Source organism: Pedobacter sp. MC2016-24 (assembly GCF_015223055.1).
GTDB lineage: Bacteria > Bacteroidota > Bacteroidia > Sphingobacteriales > Sphingobacteriaceae > Pedobacter.
This window is the reverse complement of record NZ_JADFBX010000005.1, coordinates 138,510-152,369: the sequence shown is the minus strand read 5'-3', so window position 1 is coordinate 152,369 and position 13,860 is coordinate 138,510. Positions and strand designations below refer to the sequence as shown.

The window sequence follows — 13,860 nt, the reverse complement described above, 5'->3', positions numbered from 1 at the left end:
GTTTTTTATACACACAATTGATACCGAGAGTGTCCTGAACTACAAATTGGGACACTCTCATTTACTTAAACCAATTGCCGCAATAACTTATTAAATCGCAATCGATTGTAATACCAAATACTCATGAGGTTAAAATTTACATTATGTGCCATCATCTGCCTGCAACTTTCAACTATCCAGGCGCAGGAAAAAACAGGTTATATTCCATTGACCCCAAAAGAGCGTCAACAGGTTGCTTTATTATTGAGCAAAATGACGGTAGAAGAAAAGGCCCATCAACTGGCGTCCTTTTACCCAAATGCCAATAAAAGACTCAATATCCCACATATGCAGGCTGGTGAAGCCTTACACGGTATCGTGGCAGCAGGTGCAACCTCATTTCCTCAGGCCATTGCTTTAGCGAGTTCATGGGATACCGGACTGGTTGAAAGAGTTTCCACCGTTATTGCCAAAGAGGCGAGGGCTATGGGCATCCAACACTGTTATACGCCAATGCTTGGTGTATTAAGAGATGCTCGCTGGGGCAGATTTGAAGAAGGATATAGTGAAGATCCTTACCTGGTGAGTAAAATTGGGGTGGCTTTTATAAATGGATTACAGGGAACCGGTAAAAATCGTTTCAATAAAGACCATGTGGTGGCCACGGCAAAGCACTTTGTAGCCGATAGCGAACCATTACTTGGTGCCAACGGCGCCGCAGTAGAAATTTCACTGCGTAGTTTGCACGAGGTTCATCTTCCACCTTTCAGGGCTGCTGTTGAAGAAGCTCATGTTGGGGCAATTATGCCCGCTCACCATACTTTAAATGGCATACCCTGCCACATCAATACTTATACATTAAATGATGTACTGAGAAGAGCATACGGATTTGATGGCCTGGTGGTATCGGACAATAACGATTTGCGTTGGGTACAGGACAGGTTATTTGCTACAGAAAGCCGTGAAGAAACCATTCTTAAAGCTTTGGAAGCTGGGGTACATACCGAGCTGGCTTTTAAACAAACCTGGGCGGATAAAAGGATGTATGGTCCTTTATTGGTCAATGCAGTAAAAAGCGGAAAAGTACCAATGAAGCTTTTGGATGAAGCGGTAACAAAAGTATTGGAATTCAAGATCGCCTTGCACCTGGAAGAAGAAGAGAATCCGCTTGGCAAAGAAATGACAGAACTGCAAAAGGGGACAAAAGATGCTGATGTAAACGCTGATGTGTTCTTCTCCCAGATTGATGGTTCATTGTCAAGTCCCAGATCAAACTACAAAACAGTATTGAGCAGTCCGGAACATGATGTCTTAGCTTTGGAAGCTGCACGTAAAAGCATCATCTTGTTGAAAAACGCGAATAACCTGCTTCCCTTCAAAAAAGATCAGTTTAAAAAAATTGCAGTAATCGGGCCAAATGCAGATACCATTCGTTTGGGAACTTATTCCACACAGCAACCCAAACACTTCATTACTGTTAAACAGGGAATAGAAAGTCTGGTTGATAAAAACACAAGTATACTGTACGCGAAAGGTACAGACATCCAACATCCTAACGATAGCCAGATCACGGCAGCAGTAGCCGTAGCTAAATCGGCCGATGTCTGCATATTGGTATTGGGTGATGATGAGAAGACCGTAATGGAAAATGTGGACCGTGATGATATTGCCTTACCGGGCGATCAGAACAAATTGATGCAAGCCATTGTTGCTACAGGAAAACCGGTTGTACTGGTCTTATTACATGGTCGTCCACCCGGCATTCAATGGGCAAAAGATAACGTTCCAGCAATTCTGGATGGCTGGTTTCTTGGTCAGGAAACCGGTAAAGTAGTCGCCGAAACCATTTTTGGAGAAAACAATCCTTCCGGAAAGCTGACGGTTACCTATCCGAGAAATGTAGGGCAGGTGCCTGCTTTTTACAATACTTTAATCCCTGGACGGCCAAGAGAAATGTGGGGAACTGCACAAGGCGCAACGTACTCTTTTGGCTACGGACTAAGCTATACCCAGTTCAAATATTCGGAGATCAAGTTATCTAAAAGCAATATGAAAGATACGGAAACTGTTTTTGCAGAGGTAGAGTTAACCAATACAGGAAAAGTGGCAGGTGATGAAATTGTTCAACTTTACCTGAGGGATGACATTTCCTCATTGGCACGGCCAATTAAAGAATTGAAAGGCTTTAAGCGCATTAGCCTGCAGCCAGGTGCAAGTCAAAAAATCTCGTTTCCGATTTCAGCAAGGGCACTTGAGTTTTGGAAAGACGGCAAGTGGATTACCGAACCGGGTAGCTTTACGGTAATGATCGGGCCAAACTCGGAAGAACTTAAAAAAACAACCCTACAGCTAACTAAATAAAACGGTGATGTATAGACGCGATTTTTTATCCATGATTCCACCCGCGGCAGTTATTGGCCTGACTGCCTTAGATGCATCAGCTGTATCGCCATCGCCGAATGTAACCGTTCCCGGATCGGACAGCAGGAAGTACTGGATCTCGGTATTGACGAAAATAGCCGATCCCGTATTGCAAAGCTTAAGCCAGGGAAGGTTAAAAAAAGATATGCCTGTGGAGGTTAATCCCAAAAGCACATTAGACCGGACTAAAGTTACTCATCTGGAAGCTTTTGGTCGTTTGATGGCAGGGATTGCACCATGGCTGGAACTGGGTCCGGATGCAACTGAAGAAGGAAAACTAAGAAGTAAATACATTTCACTCGCTCAAAAAAGCCTGGCCAACGCGGTAAACCCTGCTTCGCCAGATTTTATGCAGTTTACTTCACAAAAATACGAACAAGCATTAGTAGACGCTTCATTTTTAGCACATGCATTGATCCGGGCTCCCAAACAACTTTGGGAACCCCTCGATGCATCTACAAAAGCAAATGTCATTGCCGCATTAAAGTCAACGCGCAACATCAAGCCCACTTATAACAACTGGCTATTGTTTATGGGCATGGTAGAAGCATTTTTACTGATGGCCAATGCCGATGCCGATATCGTAAGAATTGACTATGCCATTAAAAAACACAATGAATGGTATAAAGGAGACGGTATATACGGTGATGGTCCCGGTTTTCATTTTGATTATTACAACAGTTTTGTGATCCAGCCCATGATGCTGGACATCGTCAAAATGGTGGTTGACAAAGGACTGGAAAAACCTGAGGTTTATCAGACTGCATTACAGCGGGCCGTAAGGTACGCAGATATCCAGGAACGCAGCATTTCCCCGGAGGGTACTTTTCCCGCGGTAGGAAGGTCCCTTGCTTATCGTTTTGGTGCCCTGCAGGGGCTTGCCCACATCGCTTTACAGGAGAAATTGCCCGAATTTATCAACCCGGCCCAGGTCAGGTCTGCCATGTCGCTGGTCATTAAACGCATGATCGAAGCTCCGGGAACTTTCGATAAACAAGGCTGGTTAACCATTGGTTTTTGCGGACATCAGATTGATATGGGCGAATATTATATCTCTACAGGTAGCCTTTATCTATGCGCTGTGGCACTTTTGCCCCTGGGCTTACCCGAAAATAATGTATTTTGGGCAGGGCCTGCAGCCGATTGGACCACCAAAAAATTGTGGAGTGGAGTTAACATGCCGGCCGATCATTCAATTCCTTAAATTATGAAATACAGAGCTTTACTTATCGTCATTTTTGCCATTCAATCTTGTAACCTGTTTGCACAGGACATGGAATATTCCAGAAAAGTCCTGAAGACTTTAACTTCCCCTCAGTTCCGGGGCCGTGGTTATGTAGAAAATGGCGATCAGATTGCTTCTGCTTTTATCGCAGGAGAGTTTAAAAAATCCGGACTGATTCCTTTAAATAAGGACACTTATTATCAGGATTTTGATTTGTCTGTAAATACCTTTCCAGGAAAGGTTGAAGTCAGGTTGAACGGTAAATTGCTAAAAACAGCTGTAGATTATCTCATTGATGCGACCAGTCCGGCAGTACATGGTACCTTTAACGTCATTCCGGTACAACGTGCGGAAATCAATACGCCTGAGAAACTGGATGCTTTGGTAAAAAAGGCACAAGCCTCTTTTATTTTATTGGATGACCGTCCTGCGGCCAATGAATCTGTAGCTGATCAACGCAACATCTCTGCTGCAGTGAGAGCACTGCGTACAAAAGATGAGCTCGATTTTAAAGGGCTGATTGTTTTTACGAATGAAAAATTAACCTGGACAACCTTAACTTATCAGAACGCCAGGCCTGTAATTAGTGTCAACAAGAAAGACCTGAATCCTGCAGATATTCATAGCCTGACCGTAAATGTAGATGCAAAACTGATTCCCGATTACAAAACCCGGAATGTAGCAGGGATGGTTAAAGGCAGTTCCGGATCAGACTCAACCCTGGTCATTACCGCTCATTTTGACCACCTGGGGCTCCTTGGCAAAAAGGTGTATTTCCCTGGTGCCAATGACAATGCCAGCGGAACGACATTCCTCCTCAATATGGTGAAGTATTATGCCGCAAATCAGCCCAAATACAATACTGTATTTATTGCTTTTAGCGGAGAAGAGATCGGCCTGCTCGGTTCAAAAGCTTTTGTGAAAAACCCCTTGATCGACCTCACTAAAATAAAATTTCTGGTCAACTTCGATCTGGCAGGTACTGGTGAAGAAGGTATTAAGGTTGTGAATGGTACAATTTTCAAAAAACAATTTGATCAGATCGTAAGCTTAAACAACCAATATCAGTTGGTGCCCAAAGTTGACATCAGGGGCGAGGCTTGTAAAAGTGACCATTGTCCATTCTACCAGCTGGGTGTACCCTCATTCTTTATTTATACCCAGGGTGGTATTCAGGCTTATCATGATGTATACGATCGGGCAGAAACATTACCCTTAACTGAGTTCGCGCACTACTTTCAACTCATGACCAAATTCTTCAATACATTTTAAACAAAACCTAACCAAATAACTAACCCACATAGAAAAATCGCCTATGGTATAATCCGATACGCACTTCTTGCTTCAGGGCGCCTGCATGGCACGCTGAAGAGCTAACGCGCTCCAATCAAAAAAACGAAAGCACAAAAACCAAACAAACCATTGTTTTCGTGATCCATAACTATTTAATCGTTATAAGTATGAAACAAATACGCATTCTCCTGGCGTGTATGCTGATTTTCAGTACAATATCTGTGCTGGCAAGTCGCTTAGACAAGCAGGATGTTTTCAATACAACCACCACAAAACTAAAAAATAACGAACTTGGACTTACTCAGCAAAGAGTAGTCACCGGAACTGTTTATGATGAAACAGGAGAGTCGCTTCCGGGAGCAACCATCAAAGTTGAAGGTAAAGAGCGGGGAGCAGTGACCAACAATGAAGGTAAATATACCATTCAGGTTAACAGTGATACAGAAGTGCTCATTGTATCTTACATTGGCTACATCAGCCAGAAAATCGTAGTAGGAAATAAAAAACAACTCGATGTTAAATTATTACCAAACCCTAAAAATGCCCTTGATGAAGTCGCTGTAGTAGCGTTTGGGGTGCAAAAAAAGGAAAGTGTAATCGGTTCCATTACCACAGTAAGACCGGGGGAGCTAAAAGTTCCTTCCAGTAACTTAACAACCGCACTGGCAGGTCGGGTAGCTGGGATTATCGCTTACCAGCGAAGTGGAGAACCGGGTGCCGACAATGCCGATTTCTTTGTAAGGGGGATCACCACTTTTGGTACAAATACCAAACCCCTGATCTTGATTGATGGAATTGAACTTACTGCAACAGACCTTGCCAGGTTGCAAACAGATGATATTGCCACCTTCTCTGTGATGAAGGATGCAACAGCCACTGCACTTTACGGTGCCCGCGGGGCAAACGGGGTTATTCTCGTAACCACCAAACAAGGTGTTGTAGGTAAAGCAAAAGTATCATTGCGGGTAGAAAATTCTGCCAGTGCCGCAACCAGCAATGTGGAGCTTGCCGATCCGGTTACTTATATGAGATTGGCCAATGAGGCTACCGCAACACGGAACTCCCTGACGCCAATCCCTTATCTTGAAGATAAAATAGAAAATACAGCAAACGGTGTAAATCCGCTTATTTTTCCGGCAAACGACTGGCGTAAAATGTTGTTTAAAGACTATGCAAACACCCAGCGCTACAACCTCAACGTCAGTGGTGGTGGTACCGTGGCCCGGTATTATGTGGCTGGTTCATTTAGTAAGGATAATGGTTTATTAAAGGTCGACAACCGAAACAACTTTAATAACAACATCGATTTTAAAAGTTATTCCCTGCGTTCTAACGTGAATATCGACCTGACCAAATCAACCGAACTGATCGTGCGCCTGAGTGGTAACTTTGACGATTATAATGGCCCGATAGAATCCGGTACAACCATGTACCGGAATGTGATGCGCTCTAACCCCGTGCTTTTTCCGGCTTATTATCCCGTAGATGAAGACCATAAATTTGTCAAACACATCATGTTCGGAAATGCTTTTGGAAACAACTATATCAATCCATATGCCGACATGGTTAGGGGTTACCGCGATGAAAGCCGTTCTCAAATGCTGGCCCAGTTTGAATTGAAGCAAAATCTTAGTGGGATTACCGAAGGACTTTCTGCAAGAGCGATGGTCAACTTAACACGTACCTCTAATTTTAGCTATGCAAGGAGCTATAACCCTTTTTATTATCAATTGGGTGGCTATGACCTGCTCGCCAATCAATATACCATCGCTTTAGCCAATACAACTGGTAAAGAGTATCTGGGTTTTTCAGAATTACCTAAAACACTAAATTCAACTTTTTACTTTGAATCTACTGTCAATTATAACCGAACTTTTGCCAAAAAGCATGAAATCGGCGGATTGCTCGTGATGATTGCCAGGGAAAGCCTGGGTGGTGCAAATGCTGTAGATATCTTTCAATCTCTCCCTTCCAGAAACCTGGGCGTTTCTGGTCGTGCCACCTATGCTTATGACAGAAGGTATTTCGCCGAGTTTAATTTTGGTTACAATGGATCAGAACGATTTGCTGAAAATAACAGGTTCGGTTTTTTCCCTTCTGCTGGATTAGCCTGGAGTGCCTCCAACGAAAAATTCTTTGCTCCGTTAAAAAACGTGATCACCAATCTGCGCTTCCGCTATACCTATGGTGTGGTAGGTAACGATCAGATCGGGGAAGTTGATGACAGGTTCTTCTACTTATCCAATACAGATCTGGACAATGTGGGCCGTAGAGGTGTTTTTGGGAGAGACCTCAGTGAGATCAAAAATGGCGTGGTCGTATTGAGATATGCCAATCCTAACATTACCTGGGAACGTGCCAAAAAGCAAAATATAGCCATGGAAATGAGTCTGTTTGGTAAAGCCAATCTCGTCGCAGAATATTTTACTGAAAAGCGTGACAACATACTCATGTCACGGGCTTCCATTCCAAATACCATGGGTTTATCCTCCGTTTCCAGATCTAACGTTGGTAAAGCGAACGGACGTGGAGTAGACATTTCCCTCGATATGCAACACGCCTGGTCTAAAGATCTTTGGTTGTCTGTACGTGGAAATTTTACTTATGCAACGAGCAAATATGAGGTGTATGAAGAACCACAATATGCAGAGCCCTGGAAATATCGGGTAGGTAACTCTCTGCAGCAAACTTTTGGTTATATCGCCGAGCGTTTGTTTGTTGACGATCAGGAAGCAGCCAATTCGCCACGCCAGGAGTTTGGCGGGCAGTATGGCGGTGGGGATATCAAATATACCGATGTAAATGGCGATGGAAAGGTGAATGAAGCCGATATGGTACCTATTGGCAATCCTACTGTTCCCGAAGTAGTTTACGGTTTTGGCTTTTCTTTAAGTTATAAAAAATTCGATATTTCTGCATTTGCGCAAGGTTCGGCCAACCAGTCTTTCTGGATTGACCCTGCAGCAACTGCTCCTTTTGTGCCCTATTACTATCCGAAAACTAATGAGGCAAGTTCGGGGAAAATCTATACTAACCAGTTGCTAAAAGCCTATGCTGATAGCTATTGGTCGGAAGAAAACAGAAATGTGTATGCAACCTTACCCCGCCTAAGCAATACCCCAAATGCCAATAACAACCAGGTCAGCACCTGGTATATGCGCAATGCAGCATTTTTAAGACTTAAACAGGTAGAGTTGGGTTATACCTTCCCTAAAAAACTGGTAGACAGGATCAAGGCCACCAATTTTCGAATCTATGCCAGTGCTACCAATTTGCTGATGTTCAGTAATTTCAAAATCTGGGATTCTGAAATGGCAGGTAACGGCTTAGGCTATCCCCTGCAAAAAGTATTCAATCTTGGTCTCAATTTAACCTTTTAATAGCTAATCATATGTACGACATGAAATATATACGAAAAGGAAACTGGTGCCTGAAAGTAGCCATCCTTGTTTTTTTCTCTACATTCAGCTCTTGTAAAAAGTATTTAGATATTATTCCCGATAACATAGCAACCATAGACAACTCTTTCACTATGCGCGCTGAGGCAGAGAAATACCTTTACACCTGTTATTCCTATATGCCTAAAGATGGAAGTCTTGAGGCTGATCCATCCCTTCTTGGTGGAGATGAGATCTGGGCAATTGACGGACCCCCAAAACCAACATTTAACCACCGGATATTCAATCTTGCCATGGGCCGTCAGGCTACCGTGAACCCCATTGGTGATAGTAGCAGCTCCACAGATACGTATAGTATCTGGGTAAACATGTACAGGGCACTGCGGGATTGTAACATTTTCCTTGAAAACATAGGAAAAGTTCCCGACCTGAAGGAAGAAGAAAGAGAACAGTGGATCGCAGAAGTGAAATTTTTGAAGGCCTATTACCATTTTTACCTGGTCAGGATGTATGGCCCCATTCCACTAATCAAAGAAAACCTGCCGGTAGAAATCGACATTTCCAAGGTTAAAATTTTCAGGGCTCCTGTTGATGAATGTTTTGCCTACATCGTACAATTGCTCGATGAGGCCAAGGACAATTTGCCGCCAATAGTACCCGATCCGGTAAAAATGTTGGGCAGGATTACGAAACCAATTGCCTATGCACTAAAAGCAAAAGTACTGGTTACCGCAGCTAGTCCGCTTTTTAACGGAAACTCAGAGCAGGCAACCCTGAAAAATTCGGACGGTACCCAATTGTTCAATCAGCAATTTTCGGCGAGCCGCTGGGATGCTGCTGCGCTGGCTTGTAAAGAGGCCATCACAGTTGCCGAGTCGGCAGGGCATCGCTTATACAAATTTGACAGGGCCAGTTCTGCTTCTGTACTTACGGATCAGATTGTACAGCAGCTCAGCATCAGAAATGCTTTTACGGAGAGGTGGAATCCTGAAATCATCTGGGCAAATAGCCAGAGCCTTTCTGCAAGTACACAGTTGATAGCCACACCGAATGTCGATTTTCGCTACCAGGACAATACCGTGATTGGGTACGAATTGGCGCCACCTTTAAAAATTGCAGATATGTTTTACAGCAAGAACGGGATTCCTATCGAAGAAGACCCAACCTGGAACGTAAATCAACCTGCTATAAAAGCAGGAACAGCTGCCGATCAGCGCTACATCAAGCTGAACTATGAAACTTCTTCCACCAATTTTGACCGGGAACCCCGTTTTTATGCCAATCTTGGATTTGACGGTGGTGTCTGGTATGGACAGGGATATTACAATGATGCCGTACCTACTGGTACCTATTATGTATCGGCAAAAAAAGGACAACCAAATGGTAAAGGAAAAGCAGATTTTGGTTCGGTAACCGGTTACTTTATCAAGAAATATGTTCATTTCCAGAATACGCAGGGGGCGTCTGCCAATGATTATAGCATCACCAATTACCCATGGCCGATTTTCCGACTTGCACAGTTGTACTTATTGTATGCTGAAGCCTTAAACGAAAAAAGCGGACCGGATGCTGAAGCTTATAAATACATCAATTTAGTGCGTGAAAGGGCCGGTTTACAAACGGTACAGTTTGCCTGGTCTACTTATTCCAATAACAAAGGCAAGTATTTGACACAGCCAGGTCTGAGGGCCATTATCCATAGGGAAACTTTAATAGAATTGGCATTTGAAGGCGCCCGTTTCTGGGACCTTAGAAGATGGAAAGAAGCGCCGCAGGAATATGTAAAGCCGGTACAAGGCTGGGACATCGAACAGTCCACCTCTGCACTGTACTATCGTAAAAAGCTGATTTTTTCTCCACGTTTCGGCCAAAAAGATTACTTCTGGCCCATTCGTGACAATAACATTTTGAACAATAGGAACCTGGTGCAAAACATAGGGTGGTAATTCACGAATAAAATAAAAAGGTGATGAAAAATATATTGTACATGATCTTTACTTTACTGGTAGCCGTTGGTCTGCAAGGCTGTAAAGAAGATCCAAGATTAGATCACAATGATCCAAATGCTGCGGCTCCACAGCAGGTAACTGATTTTAAAGCTGAAAATACGCCCGGAGGCGCAAATATTACGTATAAGCTCAGTTCAGATGTGAACCTGGCTTATGTAAAAGCGCTATATGAAATTCAGCCCGGTGTATTCAAAGAGTCCAAATCATCTATCTATACCGATACGCTGAAATTGGAAGGCTTTGGTGACACGAACGAACATGAAGTGAAAATCATTAGTGTAGGTCGCAATGAAAAAGAATCGGCTCCGGCAATTGTGAAAGTTAAACCATTGGCACCTCCTGTGGAATTGGCCTACAATAACTTAAGCATCGAAGCCGGCTTCGGTGGAGTGAAAGTGAGAATAAAGAATGATTTGCAGGCCAATCTGGCTATTGTTGTGGATGCAGATACTACCGGAAATGGTCTGTTGCGCCCATTGCAAACATTTTACACCAAATCTGCCGCAAGTTCCTTCTCTGTAAGGGGACTTTCTGCTACACCTAAAAAGTTTTCTGTCTATCTCAGGGACCGTTGGGGCAATAAATCACAAGCCATTATCAAAGATCTTACGCCTTTGTTTGAGCAACGGGTACCCAAACCTTTCGCGGGCTATGCTTTACCAACAGATCAGGCCGCTTTAGGAACCAACGTGTTGGCCAACATTTGGGATGGTTTGGTTAACCTGAGTATTTATGCTTCAAATAACAATACACCCATACCTCAATGGTTTACCATTGACCTGAAAGTTCCTGTGGTGCTGAGCCGCATGAAAGCGCATCAGAGGACACCACCATATACCTATGTTGGGGCATGCGTCAAATCATTTGAACTATGGGGTTCTAATGCACCTGCATCAGATGGAAGCTGGGCATCCTGGACACTGATCGGTAAATTTGATTCATTTAAACCTTCAGGTGGTGTCGGTGTAACTGCAGAAGACAATGCTTATGGCTTTACAAACGGTGAAGATTTTGAAATGCCCGATACGCCTCCGGCTTACCGCTACCTGCGTTTTAAAACAACGGAAACCTGGGGTGGTACAGGTCAGGTCACCATCGCAGAGATCACTTTTTGGGGAAAATTATAAATGTTAAGCTGTTAATATGAAAACTAAGATATTTTTATCAATTGCGCTATCGGGCATTTGTAGTTTTATGGCCTGTAAAAGAATGGATAGTACATATGAGCAATATGTGATACCCAATGGGAAGATTTATCCCGGAAAAGCCAGTTCAGTAACTACCAAATCTGGTCTCAATAAGATTCAGATTTCCTGGCTGAGAGGGTCCGATCCTAAAGTGGTCAAAGCCAGGATTTTTTGGAACAACTATACCGATTCTGTAGAAGTCCCTATACCAGCAAATCAGGCAGTGATCAGTTATACCGTGACCAATCTTCCTGAAAATTACTATAGCTTTATCATCAAAACCTATGACGCAGAAGGGCATATCTCTGTGCCTGTAGAGGTTTCTGGCGATGCCTGGGGCGAACGCTACCGCGGAACGTTATTAAACAGGGTGGTACAATCTTCTACCATTAACCTGGCCAATACACTTAGTCTGCAGTTTGAGCCAGTAGTAACAGGTAGTACCATCGTTAAATCTGAAGTGGAATATACAACCACTGCCGGAGCCTTAAAGACGGTTACCGTTTTGCCCGGCACACTCGCGCTACAGTTAACGGATTATAAAAAAGAAACGCCGTATAAATTAAGGACACAACATTTGTATCCTAACAATATCGAAGCTTTTTTTACCAATGACCAATTGGTAGAGAGTTATGTTCTCAACAAATCAGAATGGCGGGTAATTGATTTCTCTTCGCAGAATCCTGATGCCAATAACCTGAGTATACCAGCAAATATGATTGACGGCAATCCGGCTACACGGTGGGTTACGCAGGCAACGACCTCCAGGTACCCGCATTTTATTACTGTCGACCTGGGTGCTGTTCGGAGTGTTAAAACCATTAGTTTGTGGCGCTGGGTGCAAACCACACCAGATGAACGTGGACCAAATGTAGTGCAATACCTGGGCAGTACTGACAATGTCACCTGGAATGACCTGGGTACGTACGATTTTGACAGACTGACCAACAATGAACAGGTTTTTACCATTCTCAATTTTCCTCAGGTACGCTACCTTAAAGTCGTGGCCGTAAGCGGGCCGCAAACTTTTGTCGTACTTGGCGAAGTCAACGTTAGCGTAAAATAAGCAACAATATCACCACTGGTAAGTATACGCTTATCAGTGGTGTTTAAAATCCAAGACCTATGAATAAATTAAACCTTTCTTTTTGTGCCTTAGCTCTTTTTTTCTTCGGGAATGCCTCCGGACAACAAGCGCCAAAGCCCAATCCTGCACTTTTAAAAACCATCAATGCCGAGTTCAAAGATGCCGGCCGGCAATACCACGTACTGATGAAAAACCTTCCACCAGATCAATTTCCAAAAACATTTTATCCGGTAACAGGCAAATTTGAAGCCTGTAAATCCGATTGGTGGGTAAGCGGCTTTTATCCTGGAACATTGCTGTATCTCTATCAGCAAACCAAAGATCAGGGGCTTTACAACGAAGCAGAACGCATTTTGAAAGTGCTGGAAAAAGAAAAGAACAATAAAACAACACATGATCTTGGATTTATGATGTATTGCAGTTTCGGTTTGGCCAATCAAATTAAGCCGAAGCCAGCGTATAAAGACATTTTACTAACCAGTGCAAAATCCCTGGCCAGCAGGTTTAACCCAACAGTAGGTTGTATTGAGTCCTGGGATTCAAAAGTGCCGGATTTTCTGGTCATCATTGACAACATGATGAACCTGGAGCTTTTATTCTGGGCAACCCGCGCTACCGGCGACTCTTCTTATTACAAAATTGCGGTTACGCATGCCAATACAACCATGAAAAACCATTTCAGACCAGATTACAGTTCTTATCATGTAGTCGATTACAATTCGCAAACCGGCGCAGTTCAAAAAAGAAGAACAGATCAGGGGTATGCAGATGAATCGGCATGGGCAAGAGGACAGGCCTGGGGTTTGTACGGATATACTTTGATGTACCGCGAAACCAGGGATAAAAAATACCTGGATCAGGCCAACCACATTGCCAGGTTTATACTTGACCATCCAAACCTGCCAAAAGACAAAATTCCATATTGGGACTTTAATGCCCCAGGTATTCCAAATGCTTTAAGAGATGCATCCGCCGGAGCAATAATTGCATCGGCATTGTTGGAATTGAGTAAGTATAATGGCAAACCGGCAAAGCAGGAGTATTTCACAATAGCTGAGCAAATTATCCGCAGGCTTTCTTCAGTAGCCTACAAAGCCGCCCCGGGTACAAACGGAGGATTCATTCTAATGCATGGGGTAGGACATATGCCCAAAAAATCAGAAATTGATGTACCGCTTACCTACGGCGACTACTATTACATAGAAGCTCTAAAACGATATAAAAACTATACAAACTAGGTCTAATAATTTATTTCAACCGA

At 43.4% G+C, this 13,860-nt stretch carries 8 protein-coding genes; all 8 read left to right on the top strand.

The genetic code is table 11. The features are described from left to right. Positions 1-123: 123 nt before the first annotated feature. The 8 genes from IM797_RS14030 to IM797_RS13995 all read left to right on the top strand — a co-directional run bounded on the left by IM797_RS14030 (position 124) and on the right by IM797_RS13995 (position 13,837). On the top strand, positions 124-2,340 hold the full coding sequence (locus tag IM797_RS14030) for a glycoside hydrolase family 3 N-terminal domain-containing protein (protein WP_194127776.1): 2,217 nt from the start codon (positions 124-126) through the stop codon (positions 2,338-2,340). A gap of 7 nt (positions 2,341-2,347) precedes the next feature. Further along, positions 2,348-3,604: a DUF2264 domain-containing protein gene (locus IM797_RS14025; RefSeq protein WP_194127775.1), complete on the top strand. Its 1,257-nt coding sequence runs from the start codon at positions 2,348-2,350 to the stop codon at positions 3,602-3,604. 3 nt (positions 3,605-3,607) lie between these two features. After that, on the top strand, positions 3,608-4,897 hold the full coding sequence (locus tag IM797_RS14020; protein WP_194127774.1) for a M28 family metallopeptidase: 1,290 nt from the start codon (positions 3,608-3,610) through the stop codon (positions 4,895-4,897). A 188-nt stretch (positions 4,898-5,085) separates the two neighbouring features. After that, positions 5,086-8,298 (top strand): TonB-dependent receptor, encoded by a 3,213-nt coding sequence (locus IM797_RS14015; RefSeq protein WP_194127773.1) that lies wholly within the window; start codon positions 5,086-5,088, stop codon positions 8,296-8,298. A gap of 20 nt (positions 8,299-8,318) precedes the next feature. Further along, the gene (locus tag IM797_RS14010) at positions 8,319-10,262 is read left to right on the top strand and encodes a RagB/SusD family nutrient uptake outer membrane protein (protein WP_194127772.1); all 1,944 of its coding nucleotides are present in this window, start codon (positions 8,319-8,321) and stop codon (positions 10,260-10,262) included. 23 nt (positions 10,263-10,285) lie between these two features. Further along, positions 10,286-11,452, top strand: coding sequence for a DUF5000 domain-containing lipoprotein (locus tag IM797_RS14005; protein ID WP_194127771.1), 1,167 nt, complete (start codon positions 10,286-10,288; stop codon positions 11,450-11,452). 16 nt (positions 11,453-11,468) lie between these two features. Then, entirely contained in the window at positions 11,469-12,578 is a 1,110-nt protein-coding gene (locus IM797_RS14000) for a DUF4998 domain-containing protein (protein WP_194127770.1), read from the top strand. A 59-nt stretch (positions 12,579-12,637) separates the two neighbouring features. After that, a complete protein-coding gene (locus IM797_RS13995; RefSeq protein WP_194127769.1) occupies positions 12,638-13,837 on the top strand; it encodes a glycoside hydrolase family 88 protein in 1,200 nt (399 codons plus the stop codon). Positions 13,838-13,860 lie beyond the last annotated feature (23 nt).